13 protein-coding genes are annotated in these 20,737 nt (G+C 62.6%); 4 read left to right on the plus strand and 9 right to left on the minus strand.

Going from position 1 to position 20,737, the window contains the following annotated elements; genetic code table 11:
* Positions 1 to 1,608, minus strand: coding sequence for an ABC transporter permease subunit (locus tag ACHAA4_RS01245; RefSeq protein ID WP_435772382.1), 1,608 nt, complete (start codon positions 1,606 to 1,608; stop codon positions 1 to 3).
* A 3-nt stretch (positions 1,609 to 1,611) separates the two neighbouring features.
* Positions 1,612 to 2,895, minus strand: coding sequence for a sugar ABC transporter substrate-binding protein (locus ACHAA4_RS01250; protein WP_435772383.1), 1,284 nt, complete (start codon positions 2,893 to 2,895; stop codon positions 1,612 to 1,614).
* A gap of 284 nt (positions 2,896 to 3,179) precedes the next feature.
* Between ACHAA4_RS01250 and ACHAA4_RS01255 the strand changes: the two genes are divergently transcribed.
* Complete coding sequence (locus ACHAA4_RS01255; RefSeq protein WP_435772384.1) at positions 3,180 to 4,910, plus strand: glycoside hydrolase family 13 protein; 1,731 nt, start codon at positions 3,180 to 3,182, stop codon at positions 4,908 to 4,910.
* A complete protein-coding gene (locus tag ACHAA4_RS01260; RefSeq protein WP_435772385.1) occupies positions 4,907 to 5,941 on the plus strand; it encodes a LacI family DNA-binding transcriptional regulator in 1,035 nt (344 codons plus the stop codon). The genes ACHAA4_RS01255 and ACHAA4_RS01260 overlap by 4 nt, the downstream gene beginning before the upstream one ends.
* Positions 5,942 to 6,037: 96 nt before the next feature.
* On the opposite strand, the gene ACHAA4_RS01265 is transcribed toward ACHAA4_RS01260, so the two are convergent.
* Entirely contained in the window at positions 6,038 to 7,255 is a 1,218-nt protein-coding gene (locus ACHAA4_RS01265; protein ID WP_435772386.1) for an MFS transporter, read from the minus strand.
* A 732-nt stretch (positions 7,256 to 7,987) separates the two neighbouring features.
* On the opposite strand from ACHAA4_RS01265, the gene ACHAA4_RS01270 reads away from it, so the two are divergent.
* Together ACHAA4_RS01270 and ACHAA4_RS01275 are read left to right on the plus strand one after the other, a co-directional pair.
* On the plus strand, positions 7,988 to 8,536 hold the full coding sequence (locus ACHAA4_RS01270; protein ID WP_435772387.1) for a TIR domain-containing protein: 549 nt from the start codon (positions 7,988 to 7,990) through the stop codon (positions 8,534 to 8,536).
* Between the two features lies 1 nt (position 8,537).
* Positions 8,538 to 9,431 carry a DUF4231 domain-containing protein gene (locus ACHAA4_RS01275; RefSeq protein WP_435772388.1) on the plus strand — a complete coding sequence of 298 codons (894 nt, stop codon included), beginning with the start codon at positions 8,538 to 8,540 and terminating at the stop codon, positions 9,429 to 9,431.
* A 552-nt stretch (positions 9,432 to 9,983) separates the two neighbouring features.
* Here ACHAA4_RS01275 and ACHAA4_RS01280 read toward each other — a convergent pair.
* The 6 genes from ACHAA4_RS01280 to ACHAA4_RS01305 all read right to left on the minus strand — a co-directional run bounded on the left by ACHAA4_RS01280 (position 9,984) and on the right by ACHAA4_RS01305 (position 20,620).
* Positions 9,984 to 13,175 (minus strand): type I restriction endonuclease subunit R, encoded by a 3,192-nt coding sequence (locus tag ACHAA4_RS01280; protein WP_435772389.1) that lies wholly within the window; start codon positions 13,173 to 13,175, stop codon positions 9,984 to 9,986.
* 5 nt (positions 13,176 to 13,180) lie between these two features.
* Positions 13,181 to 14,473: a restriction endonuclease subunit S gene (locus tag ACHAA4_RS01285; RefSeq protein WP_435772390.1), complete on the minus strand. Its 1,293-nt coding sequence runs from the start codon at positions 14,471 to 14,473 to the stop codon at positions 13,181 to 13,183.
* Entirely contained in the window at positions 14,470 to 16,476 is a 2,007-nt protein-coding gene (locus tag ACHAA4_RS01290; RefSeq protein WP_435772391.1) for a type I restriction-modification system subunit M, read from the minus strand. Before ACHAA4_RS01290 ends, ACHAA4_RS01285 begins: the two co-directional genes overlap by 4 nt.
* A gap of 298 nt (positions 16,477 to 16,774) precedes the next feature.
* Complete coding sequence (locus tag ACHAA4_RS01295; RefSeq protein WP_435772392.1) at positions 16,775 to 17,242, minus strand: hypothetical protein; 468 nt, start codon at positions 17,240 to 17,242, stop codon at positions 16,775 to 16,777.
* Complete coding sequence (locus ACHAA4_RS01300; RefSeq protein ID WP_435772393.1) at positions 17,239 to 17,763, minus strand: hypothetical protein; 525 nt, start codon at positions 17,761 to 17,763, stop codon at positions 17,239 to 17,241. Before ACHAA4_RS01300 ends, ACHAA4_RS01295 begins: the two co-directional genes overlap by 4 nt.
* 1,687 nt (positions 17,764 to 19,450) lie before the next feature.
* Entirely contained in the window at positions 19,451 to 20,620 is a 1,170-nt protein-coding gene (locus ACHAA4_RS01305; protein WP_435772394.1) for a hypothetical protein, read from the minus strand.
* Between the last annotated feature and the right edge of the window lie 117 nt (positions 20,621 to 20,737).

Consider the following 20,737-nt stretch of genomic DNA (forward strand, 5'->3'; position numbering starts at 1 on the left):
TCAGTTCAACTCCTCAAGGGCTCGGGTGCGCCGGAACGCGATCACGGAGATCGTGCCGACGATGAAGAAGATCAGGATGGAGAAGGCGCTGGCCAGGCCATAGTCGCTCTGGGATCCGACGAAGGCGACCTTGTAGACCATCGAGATCAGGATGTCGGTGGAGCCCACGTTGATGCCTGCCTCGATGTCGCGAGGGCCGCCGCCGGTCAGCATGTAGACCAGGTTAAAGTTGTTGAAGTTGAAGGCGAAGGAAGAGATCAGCAGCGGCGCGATCGAGACCAGCAGCAGCGGGAACTTGATCTGCCTGAACGCCTGGAACGGCTTCGCCCCGTCCATCTGTGCGGCCTCGGTGAGCTCCTCGGGGATCGACTGCAGCGCTCCGGTGCAGACCAGGAACATGTAGGGGAAGCCCAGCCAGAGGTTCACCAGAAGGATGCTGATCTTCGCCAGCCAGGGGTCGCTGAGCCAGGGGATCGCTGCCCCGCCGAACAGCACATTGTTGATGAACCCGAACTCCTGGTTCATCATGCCGGCCCAGACCAGCGCGGAGAGGAATCCCGGGAAGGCGTACGGCAGGATCATGACCAGCCTGTAGTACTTGCGGGACTTCATCCGGGGGTCGTTGAACACGATCGCCAGGAACAGTCCGAGGATGAAGGTGCTGGCCACCGACAGGAACGCGAAGGCGAAGGTCCAGGCGGTGACGTAGAGCAGCGGTCCGCGGATGGATTCCTCGGTGACCGCGCGCACGAAGTTCTCCAGCCCCACGTTGACCCGCCAGCCGGGCATCAGCTCCTCGCCGACCTCGGTGACGAACGCGCCCTCCCCGCCGTCGGCGTAGGTCTCCCCGGTCTGGGTGTTGGTCATGGTGTCGGCGGCCTCGTCGTAGACGAAGCGGGAGGTGTAGACATAGGCCCGCTGTCCGTCCTGGGTGCGCAGCGCGCCGGCATTGGGATCATCCGAGAGCGGCACCGCCAGTGAGGTCAGCTCCTGCTGGCGCTCCACGAGCTCGGCGAACCCCAGCACCTGGTGATCGGGCACACCCACCACTCGACCGTCTTCCACCACGGCGCCCTCCACGGCGTCCAAGGGCGCATCGGCGGAGCCGAGCAGGATCTCACCGGCCTCCGTGGTGACCGCGAACCCGAGCTCTCCGGAGCGTTCCACCACGGTGAGCTCGTAGGTCGGGGAGTCCGGCACGCGATCCTGGGTCTGGAGCATGATGGCGTGGATCGCGTGATCCTTGGTGCTGTTGTGTCCGGTGCCGTAGTTGGTGAACGCCACGTAGCCGGAGTAGAGGATCACGAAGACCTGGAAGATCAGCAGGAACACCACTCCCGGGGCCAGGTACTTCGCCGGCAGCGCCCCTCGCTGCAAGTAGATCCAGGTCAGGAATGCGCCGCCGACCACCACCAGGGCGGCGATGAGCCACCTCTCGTTGAAGAAGAGCACCATTGCGGCGTAGACGGAGACGGCGTTGAGCAGTCCCAGCACGGTGATCTTCAGCAGCAGCAGCTTCCAGCCGATGCTCGCCGTCTCGGCCGTGCGCCGAGCCCGGCGCCCGTCGGCGGTGCGGTCATCAGGTCTGGTGGTGGTCGGTGCGCTCATGGATCAGTCGATCGCCGAGGCGATGTCTGAAGACATCGTCTGCCAGAGGTCCACCGGATCGCCGTCGCCCTTGATGATGGCGGCCTGGCTGGATCCCCAGTCATCCCAGACCGCGCCCATCTCCGGGATCGCTGGCATCGGCACGGCCTCCGCGCCGACCTCGCCGAAGCCGGCGACGATCTCATCCTCGCTGAGCGCCTGCTCGAAGGATTCGGTCAGCGCCGGTGCACGCCCGCCGGTCTCATACAGCGCCGTCTGAACCGCGGCGGTGCCGACGTAGTTGATCAGGAAGTTGCTGGCGGCCACGACGTTCTCGCTCTGTGCGGAGAGGAAGAAACCCTGGACTCCGGCGAAGGGCTGCGCGTCCTGGTCCCCGGCGGCCGGGATGGGGTCCACCGCGACGTCGATGCCGGCTTCCTGCGCGCCGTCCACGTTCCACGGGCCGGTGAGGAAGAACGGGGAGTTGCCGTCGTTGAAGCTCTCCTGGGCGAGGTCGCCGTCGATGTTGAGGTTGAGCACCCCTGCTTCGCCCTGTTCAGCGAGCCAGCCGGCGAACTCCTCCCCGCCGGCGTCGGCCATGGCCAGCTGCGAGGAGTCGTAGCTGCCGTCCTCGGCGGTGCCGAAGACCGGGGCGCCGAAGGAAGTCTGGAACGGGTAGAGGTGGTAAGGGTCGCTCTCGTTGGGGTCCAGGCCGACCAGGAACGGATACTCGGTGCCGGCGTCCTCGCCCATCTGGATCATCTCCTCGAAGTTCGCCGGAGCTTCGGGGGCGAGCTCGGTGTTCCGCAGCAGCGCGATGTTCTCGATGGAGTAGGGGAGGCCGTAGGTCTGGCCCTCGTAGGTCCAGGCGTCCACGGCGATCTCTTCGAAGTCCTCGGCCGTGTCGCCGAGCTCCAGCGGGGCTACGACGCCGTTGTTCACCAGTACGCCGAGCCAGTCATGGGCCCCGACGGCGATGTCGGGGCCTTCACCGGTGGGCACCTGGGAGACGAACTGGTCGCGGATCTCTTCGAAGTCCTGCTGGACGATCTCCACCGCGATGCCGGTATCGGTCTCGAAGTCCGCGGCCACCTCGTTGAGGACCTCGGCGCGGTTGGCGTCGGCCCAGATGGTCAGGCTGCCCGAGGCTGATTCACCGGACTCGCCGCCCTCGGTCTCCGCGGCGTCGCTCGACTCGGCACCTGCCGACCCGGTCTCTGCCGACTCGGCAGATCCTGCGTCCGCGGAGTCGTCTCCGGAGCCGCAGGAGGTCAGCGCAAGTGCTCCCAGCCCCAGGAGCGCGGTCATCGTCGTGAATCTTCCGGTGTTCACCGTCATCGGTGTCCCTCTCTATGAAGAAGCGGAGTCGATCGCCCCGCCATCCTGAGTGCAAGCGCTTCCAGTATGGGGACATAATGTGATCCACGCAACTCTCTCTCCGTGTCGTTCGGATTCCTCGTGCGAGTCCGCTTGACCAGCATTTATGCCGCATCATCAGTCGTTTTTCGTCCAGATCGCATCGCCTGGCACCGCTGGAAGCGGTTGTGCCATCGGGCTGCACAAGTGGAAGCGCTTGCAGATATGCTTGACCCATGACTGTTCACCAGGACCTGCGCAACCCCGAAGCCCCCACCGACTTCGCCCCTCGCGCCGAGCGGACCACCGCTGAGCGCGCCGCCGCCGCCGAGTGGTGGCGCAGCGCGGTCATCTACCAGATCTACCCGCGCTCCTTCAGCGATTCCTCCGGCGACGGAATCGGGGATCTTCCGGGCATCACCGCCCGGCTCGGGGAGCTGGATGAGCTCGGAGTGGACGCGATCTGGCTGAGCCCCTTCATGACCTCACCGCAGAAGGACGCCGGCTACGACGTCGCCGACTACTGCGACGTGGACCCGATCTTCGGCACGCTCGCCGACTTTGATGCGCTGCTGGCTCGGGCGCACGAGTTCGGGATCCGGGTCATCGTCGACCTGGTGCCGAACCACTCCTCGGACCAGCACGATTGGTTCCAGCAGGCATTGTCCGCCGCGCCGGGCAGCGCAGAGCGCGCCCGCTACATCTTCCGCAACGGCAGCGGAGCCCAGGGGGAGGAGCCGCCGAACAATTGGCAGTCCATCTTCGGCGGCCCCGCCTGGACCCGGATCACCGAACCCGACGGCACCCCCGGCCAGTGGTATCTCCACCTCTTCGACTCCAGCCAGCCTGACTTCGACTGGTCCAAGGAGGAGGTCAAGGAGGAGTTCCGACGGATCCTGCGCTTCTGGCTGGACCGTGGGGTGGACGGATTCCGCGTCGACGTGGCCCACGGACTGGTCAAGGATCAGGACTTTCCGGACTACACCCCCGACGCCGACGGCGCCTCGATGGGCGGGGAAGGAGCCCCGGCGCCGTACTTCGAGCAGACCGAGGTCCACGAGATCTACCGCGATTGGCGGCTGGTCCTTGAAGAGTACGCCGGAGACCGCGCCCTCTGCGGAGAGGCATGGGTGTCCTCCGTGGAGAGGGCCGCTCTCTGGGTGCGCCCGGATGAGATGCACCAGACCTTCAACTTCCAGTACCTGGAGACCCAGTGGGAGGCGGAGCAGCTGCGCGGGGTCATCGATGACTCGCTGCGCGCGTTCCATGCGGTGGGGGCGCCGAGCACCTGGGTCCTGTCGAACCACGACGTGGTCCGCCATGCCACCAGGCTTGCGCTCACCGGGGAGAACCCGCAGGGGACCGGCATCGGACCAGACTTCCCGGGACTGCCGGATCGGCAGACCGGTCTGGCCCGGGCGCGCGCCGCGACCGCGATGATGCTGGCGCTGCCCGGCTCCTCCTACATCTACCAGGGCGAGGAGCTTGGCCTCGACGAGGTCCACGACCTGCCCGACGACGCGCGTCAGGACCCGACCTGGTTCCGCACCGCCGGTGAGCGCTACGGACGCGACGGCTGCCGGGTCCCGCTGCCCTGGGTTGCCGAGGCTGAGAGCTTCGGGTTCACCGGCGGCGTCGTGCCGTGGCTGCCACAGCCGGACCGCTGGAAGAGCCTGGCCCGGGACGTGCAGCGCAGCGACCCGGACTCCACGCTGAACCTCTACCGGCAGATGCTGGCGCTGCGCGCCGAGCACGACCTGGGACTGGGTGAGCTGCGCTGGCTCCCCAGCAACCAAGAGGCCGCGCTGATGTTCGCCAACCAGGATGTGGTGGTGCTCGCGAACACCGGGTCCCAGCCGATCCCGCTGCCGGCTGAGCACGAGGTGCTGCTCTGCACCGCAGAGCTGAACGGGGTTGAGGTTCCCGCCGACTGCACCGTCTGGCTCCGCCGGCACGACGGCCGATGACGAGCCTCGACGACGTCGCCAGAGCGGCCGGCGTCTCCGCAGCGACGGTGTCCCGTGCCCTGAGCGGACGCGGCAACGTCTCGACGAGCACGCGCGCGAAGATCCAGAAGGTCGCGGCCGAGCTGGACTATGTGGCCTCCTCGGCGGCCTCCAGCCTGGCCTCCGGTCGGATGCGCAACCTCGGGGTGATCATGCCGGAGCTGCACCGGTGGTTCTTCAACACCGTGCTCACCGGCATCTCCGACGAGGCCACCAGCGCCGGCTACGACGTGACCCTGTACAACGTCACCGGCGACCCTGAGGTGCGTCGCGAGATCTTCAGCGCATTCCTTCGCCGACGGCGGGTCGACGCCGTCGTCGTCGTGGCCCTGGAGCTCAGTGACTGGGAGGAGCAGGAGCTCAAGCGACTGGGCATCCCAGTGGTGATCATCGGCGGCACGTCCGGGGTGCTGCCCGGCGTGGCGATCGATGACCTGGCGGTCACGGAACTGGCCACCGCGCATCTGCTGGAGCTGGGCCATGAGGTGCTGGGCTTCCTCGGCGGTGCTGAGCGGTTCGACGCCGACTACAAGGTGCCGAGTCAGCGTCGAGAGGGCTTCGACCGGACCCTTCGAGGGCGCGGCATGCAGACCCACCCGGGGCTCGTCGGGGAGGCAGATTTCACGATCCCCGGGGGCTTCCACGCCGCACGGCAGCTCCTGGGCATGCCCGGCACCGGGATGACCGGGCTGGTGGCCGCCTCGGATGAGATGGCCATCGGCGCGATCCTCGCCGCGCGCGAGCTGGGCATGCGGGTCCCGGAAGACCTGTCCGTGGTGGGCATCGATGGTCACGAGCTCGGCGGGCTCTTCGAGCTGACCACCGTGGACCAGCATGCGCAGCACCAGGGTGCGATGGCGGCCAAGCTGATCCTTGCCACGGTCGAGTCTGGCGGGGTGCAGCCGGAGAAGGTGGATCTGAGATTTGATCTGCTGGTCCGGCGCAGCACGGCGCGTCTCGCACCCGCGCCTGATCAGCCGACAGCGGTCTGAGGTCACCAGGGACCCCGTTCACGGGGCGGGTGCGTTCCGGGCTGGGCCTCAGTCCGGCCCTGTGTCATGCCGGCCCTGCGTCATGCCAACCCGGCGTCATTCCAGCCCGGCGGCCCGGCGGGTCCGACGGCTGGCATGGACGGAATAGCGCGGGAGCCAGCGCAGCAGACCGGCGCTTGCCAGCGGTCCCATGGCGGAGGCCACCCAGATGCCCGCCGCCAGAGAGCCCAGTGCGGCTCCGGCGGCCAGGGTCAGCGGCCCCGCGGCGATCCCGAGGTCCTGCATGAGCCGCCAGGCGCCCAGGAACTGCGGGCGCGCATCGGCCGGTGCGATGTCTGAGGCGATCGTCATCATCACCCCGGAGCCGAGCCCATTGCTGACGCCCAAAAACACCGCCACCGCGGCGAGCACCGGCACAGAATGCGCCAGGGGCACCAGTGCCATCGCCAGTCCGAGGCAGGCCATCGAGGGCACCCCGATCCAGAGTCGGCCGAACCGGTCCATGATCTTGCCCGCCGGATAGAACAGCAGCATGTCGATGCCGCCGGCGAGGCCGAAGAGCAGCGAGATCGTGGTGGGGTCCAGACCGATGTGCTCGCCCCAGAGCGGGAGCACCTGTTGCCGGGCCCCTCGGATCGCGCCGACCAGCATCGACGCGGCGCCGAGGGTGAGCAGCAGATCCCGGTGGGTGGCGATCACCTGACCGAATCCGGCCCGGGCGACTCCGGGGGACCGTTCCGGGCGGGTGTCGATCTCCGGGGCCAGCAACACCGTGACGCCAGCGGCGACCGCCGTGAGCAGGGCAAGCAGGAACACCGCGCGGAGATCCCCGAGGAGGATCACCCCGGCGCCGAGGAATGGCCCGATGAACTGTCCGATCCGGTGCACTCCGCCCAGCGTGGAGAGCACCCGGGCGCGCTGATGCACCGGTGTGACCTCGGTCAGGTAGGAGTGCCTGGCCAGGTGAAAGACCGCGTTCGCGGCACCGACCAGGGCGACGGCGGCACCGAGAGTGACCAGCGAGGGGGCCAGCCCCGCAGCGAGGAAGCCGAGCGCGGCGGCTCCGGCGGCGAGCAGCATGGCACGGCGGTCCCCGACGCGCGCTGCCAACGCCCCCGCGGGCAGATCCGCGAGGATCTGACCCAGGGGGAGCATCGCGGCGATGAGTCCCGCCACAGCGAGGGTGGCGCCACGCTCCACGGCGAAAGGTGCCAGGATCGGGATCATGGCGCCGGCGCCGACGCTGAAGATGAACGCCGGCAGCAGCGCCCCGAGCAGGATCTCTCGTCGGGGGGAGTGCGCCGTGGTCGTCATTTCTTTCGGAATCCGTGGGTGTCTCTTACTTCCTGCGTGCCTGATGGTGTCTCCTAATCCCGCTTCGGCGTGCCAGAACTGACGAACATTGCCATCGACCACGGGACCAAACCGCAGAGACGTGGTCCGCCGGAGGGCTAGACCAGATGCCGCCCCGCCCCGTGGGCTGAAAATAGGGTCGCTCGCGACCGCATTGCGGGGTCGACCTGCGAGGTCCAGGGTATCCCTTGGTGTCATCCCGCCAGATGCTTCGGCCATGACCATGCTGGAGCGCAACGAGATCAGGAGGCTTGCCACTGAGCCTCTTGTGCGTCGCATCACTGAAATGGCGGTCCCACCCATGAAGAAACGATGGGCGCGATTATCACGGCGACCAGCAGGTACCTCGGGGTTACGCCGACCCGCTGGTGGAAGCTGCTAAGCGAGCTGCTCTGCACGATCTTTGGGTCCGGATTCCTCAACTACTCGCAGCCGCCAGAAGTTCCAGTCGGGAGGGCCTCGTTATTCCCGACATCTCGTCTAGTGTGTGAAGGCAGTGGCTGGACTTACGCACCAGGATCACTCCCGATTTGTCCGGTAAAGCATTGTCGTGATTCTAACCGGGGAAGATCCGGAACATGGACTCCCCTTGCCGTCGGTCGAATCGTATTCTCTCTGCCGCCTACGAGCACCCTTCTGGGCGCATCACGTCGAAAGCACTAGGGTAAGACGTACATCTATTAAAGGACTCTCATGGCGACCCTTCTCAAGTCATACACGCGGCATAAGACCTTCATTTCCTACCACCATAGTGACGAAGAGGAAGTCTCCTCTTTCATAAATACTTTCGACCACGATCACGACATACTGATCTCCCGTGGAATCGGTGCCTCGATGTCTGGTGACATAATCGACAGCACCAACCCCGACTACATCAAACAGCGTATACGTCAGCTCTATCTCCGAGACAGCTCAGTCACGCTGGTCATGGTGGGCGCTGCAACGTGGGGCCGCCGTTTTGTCGATTGGGAGATTGCTGCCTCTCTCCGCAACACGTCAACTAGCTCACGCAACGGTCTTGTGGCGGTCACGCTCCCTTCTGTCTCCGGCCTGCCAGGGAGGAAACCTCCCGAACGTGTCAAAGATAATTTGGACGGCGACGCGGGGTACGCAAGATGGATGCAATACCCTTCGTCCGCCGCAATCCTCGCCGCCATGATAGATAATGCCTATAATCGGCGGTCGACCCATGGAGACGTCGTGGACAACAGCCGACCCCTGCGTCTAAGAAATGCTGGGTAAGGTGTCTCAGCTCGACGATGCAGACCTACCACCTTTCTTCATCGCCGCCGACAGCGCATCCCTCAAGGCGCAGAAAGCGACTTTGAACTGCAACCGCGTGCGATTGCTCGGAGTATTCGTAGGTGCACTTGGGGGAATCTTCTCTTTCGTCGTCGGCCAAGTAGACACTTGGGCCGTCATCGCACTTCTCGGTTTTGCGGCAGCGTTCGTGGCCGAGCTCTACATTGCGATGGAGCGTCCGGAAAAGGGGTGGTATCAAGCGAGAGCCGGAGCTGAATCGACAAAGACGCTCAGCTGGCGATACTCCGTCGGTGCCGACCCCTTCTTTCTCGACCTCCCCGACGGGGAAGTGGACAACTTGTTCCGGACGCGTCTCAGCCAAGTTGCTACGGAAGTGTCGCAGGTGGTTCCCCTACCTCGCGGCGACGGAAGTTCACCAACTAAGGCGATGCGTATTCTGCGCCAGTCGTCTATCCAAGTCCGCAGATCAACTTACCTGTCTGGTCGGACGCAAGCCCAGAGAGATTGGTACACACGGAAAGCGGATGTTAACAGGAGGGCTTCGAGACAATGGCGCGCTGCGCTGTTGACTGCGGAGACCGTAGCTATCATCTTGGCAGCGGGTCGTCTTTTCGGAGGATGGACTATTGACCTAGCTGGAGTGATTGCCGCCGGAGTTGGGGCGGCCGCGGCGTGGTTGGCGCTAAAACAGCACACGACACTGAGTTCGGCCTACGCCCTGACTGCCGCTGAACTTGAGAAGCAAATCTCTACGTTGAAGGCAGTAAGCGACGCTGATTGGCCTAAGTCTGTCGCCGACGCCGAGGAAGCGATCAGCCGTGAGCACACAATGTGGCTCGCTTCCAGGGGAGAAGTCAACGAATCGATCGGATAGTCTCCGTGACAACCGCCAACGAGGAAGTCTTTCTTTCGCGAGCAGTGACTGTGTGGAAAGCTACAAGAACGCCCAAGGTACGGGGCTGACGATCCGGTCGACATGTTCCCCCTGGCGCCGCCGCGTCCCTGGCCCGGACTCGATGCCGCATCTCTACGACAGCGGATTGCAAAGCTTCCACGAGGACGTGGCCGGCACGATCTGAGCCCGAAAGTGGGTCTATACATGGGTGGGGGACCGGCTCTGGTTCAGACGGTTCAGGCACCCAATCACCAGGACTCGATCCAATCAGGGACTCGTGGTGTGCTTCATATTCAGTCGGTCACCTTCCGCGTCAGCGAACGGCACGCTCGGCGGAGACGCGAGGCTCTCTCGCACTGTGGGATGGTCATTCTGCATGACTCGCTCTTCCCGCTCGATGGAAAGCAGGCAGTGCGTTCCACAACTACCAGACCGCGGAAAACCCCCACCCCGGTCTTGCAAACAACACTCGCAAATCTCCAACAAGTATGACTGTCATTCGTCACCTGTTGCGCGTGACTCGTTCAATTCTTAGTCATCGTCCATACGGAGCCGACGCGACTGATATAGATACTCGCCGATGAGACGAATGAACTCGTCAGCGCGATCCCCGTCGCCCGTGAGCGCACCGGTGAGCTTCCCGAAAGCGCCCTCGTTCAAAACAGCCGCGTCGGTGAGAGTCTCGCGCAGTTCAGGTGAAGTCATGAACTGATCGAGCGCGTTGTGATCGATCTGGGCGGCGATGTGTGGATCCTCCTCGGCCATCCCGGCCGCAGCGATCACGAAGCCTTCGACCTGCGGGTCGGCGAACTCCGATCCGAATAGCGAATTGATCCGAGCGACGACTTCGGACAACAGCGCCTGTTGCGGGTCCTGGCGGGAGACGCCCGATCCGAGTCCAGTAATGCCGGTCAGGCTCGGCGTGTCTTGATCACCGGACAGGCTGATCTCAGCCTTCCCCTGATCGATTTGCCGAACCCGTCGTAGCTCGAGGCCGGATACGTCCACGTCGCCGTCCAAACCCGCGGACGGCAACAGGTGGGTGAGTTGGCGCAGGAACTCAGCCAGCTTCTCCAAGTCACTAGTGCCGTAGTCCACTACCTGGGACATGAAGTCGTACAGACGCACGTAGGACGCGCAATCCTTACGGAAGGTCCGGAGCTCATCCAGCGCTTGACTGTCCCTGACCTCGGAAGCATTCGCCCAACGGTTCACGTACTCATCGCGCGCCGGCCTCACTGCGGCAGAAAGAGCTGCGTGGGACTGTCTGGGGGCCCACCAGGCCTCGGCGTATTTTTCGACGTCAGTCGGCGTATAGATCCGCCTTTGGACCAGTTTGGTCGCGAGGCGGTGGACAAGATTGGGGTCTGTCGTCGTCTCTACGTGGGCTTCCAGGTAGTAGGTCAGGAACGCTTGCCGGATCTCGTCGGGGTCGTTGACGAAGTCGAGCACGAAAGTCCGGTCCTTCGCCTCGCCCGAGGGTGCCCGATATGTGCGGTTGAGCCGCGACAACGTCTGGACGGCGTGGACGTCGGGCAGCTTTTTGTCCACGTACATTGCGCACAGCAACGGCTGGTCGAAGCCAGTCTGAAACTTGTCAGCAACCAGCATGAGCCGGTACTCGGGCCGGCGGAACTCCCGAGCCAAGTCTGATCCGAGGCCCGGGTTCATGGACGCCTCGGTGGCATCGTCCAAGCCGTACTCGTCGTCACTGATCTTCTCGCTGAACGCCACAATGGACTGATAGCCATACCCCTTTCGGGCAATGTACCTGTCCGTCTCCATCTTGTAGCGAACTGCGGCCTGACGTGAGTCGGTCACGACCATGGCCTTGGCGTGGCCGTCTAGGAGGTGGGCGACGTTGGCGCGGAAGTGCTCAACGATGATTTCGGCTTTCTGCCCGACGTTCGTCGGATGCAGGTTTGCGAACCGCATAATTCTTCGTGTTGCAACCTTCGGGTCGACGAGGCGGTCCACTTCCTCGTCGGCTCCGCCGGCGGTCATCTCTGTGACGAGACCGACCTCTCCATGCTGTTCGATCGCAAAGGCGGTCCGGTAGGTCTGGTAGCCGCGCAGCACGTCGAGGATGAAGCCCTCTTCTATCGCCTGCCGCATGGGGTAGACGTCGAAGGAGACCGGCTTCCCCTCATCGTTCTCTCGTCCGAACAGCGACTTCGTCTTGTTCTTAGGCGTGGCCGTGAACGCCAGCAGGGACACGTTCCGTGCCCCTGCGCGCGCTGCCGTTTCGGCAGCGATCTGCTGCTCACGGGCGGACTCGGACTCTACAACCTGGTTGACGATGTCCTGACTGTCGAGCTCGTCTTCGTCGGTGATCTCGCCGCTCTCGGTGAGGACCTTCTTCAAATCGTTTGCCGTCTTGCCCGACTGAGACGTGTGCGCCTCGTCAATTATCACCGCGAAGTTCCGATGACCCAGCGTAGTTTCCAGCAGCTTCTTAACGTGGGGAAAGGTTTGAATGGTGACGACGACGATGAGCGCCGAACCCATAAGAGCGTCTAACAGCGCTCGGGACTTCGAACCGCCGGAACGCCGTATGGCCGCCGAGTCTATGATCGCGACGGTGCCGACCGTGTCATCGACCTGCTCGACCGCCTGTTGGAGCTGTGCGTCAAGGACGCGGCGGTCAGAGACAATGAGGACCTTGTCAAACACCTTTGCATTCGTCTGGTCGTGGAGCCGGGCAAGTCGGTGCGCCGTCCACGCAATCGTGTTCGTCTTGCCGGATCCCGCCGAGTGTTCGATCAGGTACCGGCGGCCAGGCCTCTCCTCGGTGACGGCCTCGACTAGCTTTGTCACCGCGCGCCACTGGTGATATCGAGGGAACATCAGTGCTGTGGATCGCTTGATTCTGGCGGTCGCGGGATCCGCGTCGGCATCAGTTTTCAGGAACATCTGCGACCCCAGGATGGCCAAGAGATTGTCTCGCTGCAGAACCTGTTCCCAGAGGTAGGAAGTGGAAGCACCATAAGGGTTAGGCGGATTCCCCGCCGCGCCCGTCTCGTCCTGACCGCGATTAAACGGCAGGAAATATGTCTTGTCGCCGGCCAATTTCGTGGTCATGTGAACCTGATCATCATCGACGGCGAAGTGCACCAGGGCGCGGGTGCCAAATCCGAGTAGCGGCTGTCCGGCCGGATCGCGGTCCTTCCTGTATTGAGTGACGGCGGTTCGCCACTCCTGTTTGAAGAACGACTTCAGCTCCCAGGTGGCCACCGGCAGGCCGTTGACGAAGAACACCAGGTCGATCGAACGAGAGTCGCCGCGCTTCGGGGAGAAGTGCACCTGCCTGACCACCCGCAACCGCACCTTTCGGTGATGCTCGCTCACGCGCGGGTTCAGGGTCGTGGCTGGCTTGAACTGGCACATCCGCAGGTGCGCGGTCGCACCCCGAGTATGGGAGAACTTCCGGCGCAGCACATTCAGCGTCCCTCCGCCCGAGTTCATCGGCGTATCGAGGCGAGACACGAGGGAGGTGAGCAGCGCTTCGCGGTCCGCAGCTTCCGCACTCGATCCAACCCGGACGACTTTCGCATACTCGTCGGGCTGCGTCTCCGACAACCACCAGAACACATCCTCGGGCCAGATTGCCCGGTCAACGTCATAACCCCTATCGCTCTCGCTGTACTCCCACCCATTCGCGGCAAGATGCTCGACGATTTCAGCCTCGAATACCTCCTCACGAGTCCCGTCAGGTGCGGCCATTGTCCTCAGCTCACTTTCCGCGCCGTGCGCACGTCAATCTGTCCCGTAACTGCAGCCGTGATCAGCGCCGAGCGACGCTCTTTGGCCAGAGCGATATGCTCCCTTGTTTTACCAATGAGGTTGCCAATGCGACGGGTCACTTCCTCAAGGCCTGCTACGATCTCCTCCTGCTCGTCCAGCGGAGGGACAGGAATCCGGAAGGATCGCACCTTCTCCTGATTGACATTCGGCTGTCCGCCACCTGATGCTTCGAGCAGGAGCCACTCTCGCGCCGCAATGATGCTATATTCCACGAATTCCGCCGACGCCCCGACGGGTCCCACCAACGCGCAACACGCTTGATTAGTTGCGGCAGGGGACCCCAGGATCCCTGTTCTCCCAATTGTTGCTCCATACATTGCGATGAGGAGAGTTCCTGCGGGGAACACCTTCAGCGCCGAGTACTTCTGAACCGTCGAGTAGGAGATTGCGCGTTGGGTGGTCGCAATTCGTTCTTCCCGCAATTCACTTGTAGTTACCCAGGCGACGTCGCCCGATGCGGCATCAAGAATTTCGTCGTTCGCCGGGGTCGTACCACTTCCTGTTGACTTGAACAGGTGCAGAAGGCGGAGACGCCTCCAGGAGTCTGGAAGCTCACGCTCCCACCCCGTTGCGGTCCCAATCGTTGCTGTCCGACGCTCGTGCAGGAGCCCTATGAACTCTTCTTGCTTGGCGATAAGCGCGTCGATGTGGGACGTCTCGTGGTCCAGGTACTCAGCGATGGCGCACTGCTCATCGAGCGGTGGGAGCGGGATACGAACGCGATTGATGTCGCGCTGAAAGAGGTGAGGTACCCCCGCACCACCACGTAACCTGTCGAAGACTGCCTGCGCGTACTGCGATACGACGACGTAGTACAGGTACCGGCCATCAAGCAGTCGAGATGGTGTAAGAAGCGCGATCGAGCCGTTCAGAGTCGTTGGCTCTGGTAGATCTCGAACAATATTCGCGGTACCGATCGTGGAGCCGTCTTTGGTCAGCAGAACGTCGCCGACTTGAAGCATGATCTCCGGCGACTCGTCAAAGCGAGCTTTGGTGATTCGCGCCGCGGACTGAAAATCGATGCTGGGGCCTTTGATATCGGGAGTTGAAAGCATCGGGTAGCCCGCGTCGCAGACATACTCATCTGCCTTGAGCCCCTTCCAGCCGAGACGAGCCCGGACCCAGCACTCCCTCCCGAGGGTGGCAACGGTCCAATCGCTAGGCAACTGTCCCAACCACTCAACACCCGAGTCGACGAGGTCTCGGACAGCAGTCATCCTTCAACCTCACGCAGCAGGGTCATGATCTCGCCGACGACACGCTCAAGGTCAGCATCGATCTCTCCGAGCGCGCGGGGTGGCACGTAGGTGTAAAAGTGCCGAGTGAAGGGGATCTCGTAGCCAGTCTTAGCCTTGTCCCGGTCGATCCATGCGTTCGCTACGTGGGGCTTTACTTCGGCGTCAAAATAAGCTTGAACGGTCTCTTCGAGCGCTTCGTGAGTTTTGGGGTGCCCACCCCACCCGAAAGGGACGTTCTCGGTGACGCGCAGCGCAGGGTCAGCCTCCGGGTCGCCCGTGTTCTTGCCCGACGTGACACGGCAGATGTCGGCGGCCTCGTCGTGCACGCCGATGGTCTGCCACAGGGTCTTGCGCTGTGGCGTGGTCAATCGTACGAGGTGGTCCTCGAGGTGCTTGCCAAGAGCATGGTTGAACTTCTCCCGATTCAGATACCGATCGTCACCGAACGCTTGGAGCGCCTCGACGAGTCCTTCGATGTGGCTAAGCTTCCTATTCTCGACGACCATACGGAGCCTCTCGGAGGTGCACTCGAAACGGAGCTGCAGTGGTCTTTCCACCACAACGGTCCAGTAGGCGAAGTCTCTGTTGGCGAAAACCTTGACCGGCACGACGGGCTCGTCCACATCGGCCTGATCGCCAACGAAGGCGCGCACAATGTCCTTACGGTGGGCCTCGGAAATTTCGACTCGCTTCGAACCGATCGACTTGCGCATCTTCGACCCCAGCCGCGTGGCGTCGACGAGCTGCACCTGGCCTTTGCGCTCCGGTGGCTTTTTGTTGGACAGGACCCACAGGTATGTTGCGATACCGGTGTTGTAGAACATATCGTTCGGGAGCGCGACGATGGCCTCGACTAGATCGTTCTCCAGCATGTGGCCGCGGATGTTCGAAGGACCTGAGCCCGCGCCGCCGTTGAACAGCGGCGACCCGTTGAGCACGATCCCGGCCTTACCTCCGCGGCCCGTCTCATCAACGTCGCGCATCTTCGAGGCGACGTGGAGTAGGAAAAGCATCGCTGCGTCGCCGACTGCCGGCAGTCCGGGCGCGAATCGCCCCTGCCCGCCGTGTGCGTGCTCATTCTTGACCTCGGACTCGACGGCCTTCCAATCCGTCCCGAATGGCGGATTGGACAGGACGTAGTCAAAGCGCCGGTCCTCAAACCGGTCGACAACGAGCGTGTCACCCTGACGGACGTTGGACGGGTCCTGTCCCGTAATGAGGAGGTCCGCCTTGCAGATGGCATAGGTGCGTGGGTTAATCTCTTGCCCGAACAAGGCCGTCGAAGCGTCGGGGTTGAACCTGCGCAAGTGCTCGTCGGCGACAGTGAGCATGCCGCCGGTACCTACGGTGGGATCGTAGATCGATCGAACGATACCGCGTCCACGCAACGCCTCGGTGTCTTCCGCGTAGACAAGATCGACGAGGAGCCTGACGACGTCTGGGGGTGTGTAAAACTGGCCAGCCCCGTCGTTAGCCGATTCGGCGAACCGGTAGATGAGATTCTCGAACAGGTCGCCCATATCGGCATTGGACACCGTATCGGGCGACAGATCGATTCCCTCGAAGTGGCGGGCGACCTGGGCGAGCCGGCCACGGGCATCTAGCGTGCGGATCACGTTCTCGAAGTCGAAAGACTGGAACACGTCGAGGTTCGCCGAGAATCCGGCGACGTAGTCAATGAGGTTCTCTGCGAGGTTCTCCGGGTCCTGCAGCGCCTTCTTAAGGGAGTATTCACTGGTCGTCCAGAACGACAGCCCAGCACTGTCCTCGGAGCGGGTCTTGAGCTTCAGGTGCGTGCGCCGCTGCTGCTCACCTGAGTACTGCCCTACGATCGTCGCCATCGATTCGCGGTGCGGTTTCATAACGCACTCGAGACGACGCAGAACCGTAAAAGGAAGGATGACCGAGCCGTACTCAGCCTCGGAGTACGGACCGCGCAGGGTGTCGGCGACACTCCACACGAAGCCGGAAAGGACAGACACGTGAGGCAATTCTCCAGTTCTGGGAAACGGGCAACGGGCAGCCACCCATAGGCGCTACCTTGGTTCCACTACACACTAGTCGAATCGTCAAAATCATATTCCAGGGCGACGGGGACCATTCAGAAAGCTCGTTTCGTGGCAGACTGGTGCGGAACGCAGTGCTCCAAAGGATCGATCTCAAGGGGTTGAAGGGGCAGGACTACCCCCGGATAGAGCGTCAAGAGCAGACGAACCAGAGTGACGCTTCGGCGCCCCGTCCACCAGCCCCTCTACGGCCATGATGCTTCGACATAGATCGTCATGGCAATGGGTGCAACGGAACCACGTACGCCCCGCCTTCTGCGGCGGCCTGTTCCTCCATGAAGCGAAGTCGCTCGTGCAACGCGAGTGCGTAGCGCTTCACATGCTCCTGACGCTCGGTATGTGCCCTCAACTCCTGGCGGAGGTGCGCTATTGTCTCGTCCCGCTGACGAAGTTCTTGGGTGAGCCTCGCCGTTGCGTTTGCATCGATCTCACCAGCAGTCATTTCGCTGACCAAGGTTGGAACCTTATCCACGATGGTCGTAAGTAGTGCGGCGTAGTGTTTTTGCGAACTGCCGTAGGAGTATCCAGCTACCTTGGCCATGCCTATTCGACTGGGCACCTTCTCCTGGCTGCAGATAATGACGCCTGCGATCAAGGCCTGCAGCGGGACTGGCGGCTTCCCACGGGCCCCGCGGGCATTCAGCGCCTCGTCTATGGCCTCGGCGAGATCACGGTTGCTCATGTCTCGTCAACCCCTCTCGCTGCTTGCATGTAGCGTCCCGGCAAGTCGTCCAGAACGAAATTCCGAAGGCGAGCGTCATTCCATGCTTTGAACTCTCTGGCCAGCCCAGGAACATCCTGCTCAATCTTTCGTCGTGCCCGATCAAATACACCGCCCAGCGGCTCCCATGCACGACGGCGCAACTCTAGGCGGGCGCGCTGTGACTTGGTCATGGCTGAGTTTTTGCAGGCGAAGGGCCTGCATAGTTTGAAGTCAGCCTCCTCCTCGTTGCCGCATAATCCGCCTGGACCAAAGACACAGATGGAGAATTCTCCGATAAAGACATTGGCATTCTCCTTGGCAACTTGCAACAACTGACGTTTCGTGACTGGACCCGTGACCAGTTCGTAGGCGTCGGCGTTGTTGAGCACAGATTCAAGGCGATCGACCCCGTTTCCCGCAACCGAGCTGCCCGTTGCAGCGGCATCCCTGGCAACGTCCAGAAGGACCTGGGTTGTGGTCAGTTGCCGAACTTCTTCCACTGACTCGGGATCCGCGACGAATACGGACCTCGGAAGGTGGCCGAGGTATCCCTCCGCGACCGTGCGACTCGACCAGTGCGCTTGAGCCGCGGCCAACGCATCTCCCCAGGGCTGGCTCGCATAAGCCTCGATACCTGTGATGCGAATAGTTCGGTGCGACAGCCTATCGGGGAATGCAGGCAGGGGAGGTGTGTGACCCCGCGCGCTGAGGTGGGATGCGCTCCGCTGGAAACGTTCGAGGTAGTCGTTTGCGAGTTGCAACGTGTCCCCGCGAATTTGCTTCTGCACCGCCCGACCTAAGCCTGGGTGGAGTAGGACCTCCTGACCTGTCTCAGGGTGGGGCCTCGGTAGGAGTTGAAGGGCCCTTTTCAGTCGGTGAATTAGTTCCACGGCGTGTATCACGTCGTCGCCGACAACCCAGGTCGCGGGTGTCGGCACCGCTCGATTCTTAACCAGATACCCCCGCATAAGGGTCACGGGGATGTCCGCATCTCCACTTTCGTGCCAAGCGTCCGAGATGCAGTTGTGCGGAAGAGCTGCGAGCTCTCTATCACGCACGGTAGTAAGCATCGCTATGACGAAAGCACAACAGTAGGCCAGGGCTCCCACCCAGAAGTCCAAACCCAACCCGTAACGTGTCGCGGGCAAAGAATCGATCCATGGCCGCTGAGAGCCATCATGCGCAGGAGCGCTTGAGATGGGCAATCCGAAGCCGTCCTCCGACGCGGACACCCCGCGGCTAACGAGAATCCTCATCAGGACTGTCCGAGCCTCACCTACAGGCCTCCCCAACACTTGGTTGGAGCATCCCGAGAGTCTTACGAAGGTCGCCCAGGCCGGGACCAGCTCCCCACTGTGCAAGGTAACGAACCCTGGTAGTGGGCGGCCCGTTTTTTCCCACTCCAGTAGTCGCCGCGTCACGATTTCAATCTGTTCGCTGCGGCTCAGGTGACGGCAGTCCGGAACCGCTTCGAGAAACTCGAGCCGGGCGAGAATGTCCTCGGCGCAGTGGTCGATGATCCAGAGCGACAGGCCAAGCAATGGGCCGCAAAGTTCCGGCGCAGGGCGATCAACGTTCAGGCCGCGGACAGGCGCCTTAAAGACTTGTTCTGGGGTCGCGCCGTTGAAGGGTCGACCGCCGAACATATTCGGCACCCTTAGTAACCCCCTGTAGGTCCACAGAGACAACAGAGGCCTCGTATGAGCAGCGAGTGTGTGTGCCGTCACGTCCGGATTGGCCTCAGCTATCTGTGAGGCGAATGAGGACCAGTCCCTCGGGCCCATTTGTCCCCAAGCATTCTGTTCGATGACCTTGAGGCAGATGCCTAGGCGAAGCGTGTGCGTGAAAGCGGTGGTCAGTTTCAGGGGGCGTTCGGCGGCCCCAGCCCGAGCCATGACATCATCGGTGTCAAGTCCCGAAGCGCCGCTCTTTGCCAACTCAGGGTTGAGGCGCAGCAGCACCCAGTCTTTGACCACGTGGCGCCACCGGGGAGGGATCTGACTAAAGTCCAGATTCCTCTGCCCTTGGTTGACAAAGGGGTAGCCCTCGAAATCCCAAACTCGAGCTCCGTAGCGGATCGGTCCCACAACAGTTGCGGCAAGGGGGATTAGGGTTCGCAAGTCAATGGTCTCGTCGAGACTAGGACGGGCACCTGGGATGGGTAGCGCATGGATGTTTGAGTAGTTGTCAGTCACGGCGGCCTTCCGTATAAACGCAAGCGATAAGGGCGCGGCTGTTGGCGATCTCTTCAGCTTGTACTGCCTCGACAAACTGTCGAGGGAATTGCCCCAGGGCCTTGCGCGCTAGTGAGTTCAGAGCGGGGGCTTCCCCAGTAACCCACTCTTGGGGTTCGTACTTACGGATGTTCTCGGTGAACTGCACGGTGGCAATCAGACCGGGGATGATTTCCGGAATCCGGTATCCGTTGGGGCAGACGAAACAGGCCACTGGCCCAAGGCCACAGGGTTTGTTGTCGTCTTGCGGTGACTGGCCGTTGCTGATGCAGGCAGCTACTCCGACATCCATCACCGCTTCGGCTTGGATGAGCGGGACGACTTCGGCTGCCTGGGCGCCGGAGAGGGACTGCGCAGAGTCGACCGTCATCGCGGGCGCTACGGCTCGATATTTGGACCGCCAGTAGTCAGCCATGGATTTTTGGGTGTTCAGGAGTCCCGGGGTAAGGATGGCATCAGGCAGGGCGTCGGCCAGGTAAAGGCGTGCGGTGGTTTCCTTTTGGCCGATGAGGTTGTGGCCTCGGTGTTGCCCGCGCAGAAGTGCGGTCTTGCGGAGGCGCTGGAATGAAAGCGTTTCCGGACGCTCTGGTCCGGCGCCGTCCCAAGACCGTTCGTACCACCACCACGTGTTCACCCCTGTCCGGCCCAAGACTGTGATTGCTCCCGTGGCAACGAAGAGGAGCCGATCAAAATCGGTGCCCCCACTTCGTAGCATCCGGTCGACTCGGGTCGCCGCCGCGACAAATTCAAGCAAGCCACCGTAGCTATAGAGACCACCGGCCGGTGCAGGGGTTCTAAGCACCTCGCGATTACGTGCCTTTATAGCGGTTACAAAGCCGGTGTCATCACTAGCTCTTTCGACAGAGTCACTGGTACAGGACTGAATAGTGGCCAGGTTGGGTCCCTTGTCATCAATTAGGGCCAGCAGGACCATGGCAGCCGCAAGATCGTCTCGCTTGACCGTAAAGGACGGTGGACAGGTCTTGGTTCCCTCCGGAACCAGTTGAGTAGCATCCCGGTGGAGCCAGTCGTGCGGCAAGGACCCCAATGCAATCCGCACCGCCTCCCGGTGCCGTTGGAACCACTGACCGATCTGTTTCCGCGCGATTCTCTCAATTTCCACGGCAACGTCAGGCTCATAGCCCTGGACCCGGGATCTCTCGACCGATAGAGATCTGCCATAAAGGTACTCTCGGTAAGCCTTTCCATCTTTTCGGAGTGTGGGGAGCGTGTCAGCGAG

Source organism: Nesterenkonia maliinae (assembly GCF_051262655.1).
Classification (GTDB): domain Bacteria; phylum Actinomycetota; class Actinomycetes; order Actinomycetales; family Micrococcaceae; genus Nesterenkonia.

Coding starts and splice junctions, on each gene's coding strand:
- ACHAA4_RS01245 (WP_435772382.1), bottom strand. CDS start 1,608: ATGAGCGCACCGACCACCACCAGACCTGATGACCGCACCGCCGACGGG.
- ACHAA4_RS01250 (WP_435772383.1), bottom strand. CDS start 2,895: ATGACCGCGCTCCTGGGGCTGGGAGCACTTGCGCTGACCTCCTGCGGC.
- ACHAA4_RS01255 (WP_435772384.1), top strand. CDS start 3,180: ATGACTGTTCACCAGGACCTGCGCAACCCCGAAGCCCCCACCGACTTC.
- ACHAA4_RS01260 (WP_435772385.1), top strand. CDS start 4,907: ATGACGAGCCTCGACGACGTCGCCAGAGCGGCCGGCGTCTCCGCAGCG.
- ACHAA4_RS01265 (WP_435772386.1), bottom strand. CDS start 7,255: ATGACGACCACGGCGCACTCCCCCCGACGAGAGATCCTGCTCGGGGCG.
- ACHAA4_RS01270 (WP_435772387.1), top strand. CDS start 7,988: ATGGCGACCCTTCTCAAGTCATACACGCGGCATAAGACCTTCATTTCC.
- ACHAA4_RS01280 (WP_435772389.1), bottom strand. CDS start 13,175: ATGGCCGCACCTGACGGGACTCGTGAGGAGGTATTCGAGGCTGAAATC.
- ACHAA4_RS01285 (WP_435772390.1), bottom strand. CDS start 14,473: ATGACTGCTGTCCGAGACCTCGTCGACTCGGGTGTTGAGTGGTTGGGA.
- ACHAA4_RS01295 (WP_435772392.1), bottom strand. CDS start 17,242: ATGAGCAACCGTGATCTCGCCGAGGCCATAGACGAGGCGCTGAATGCC.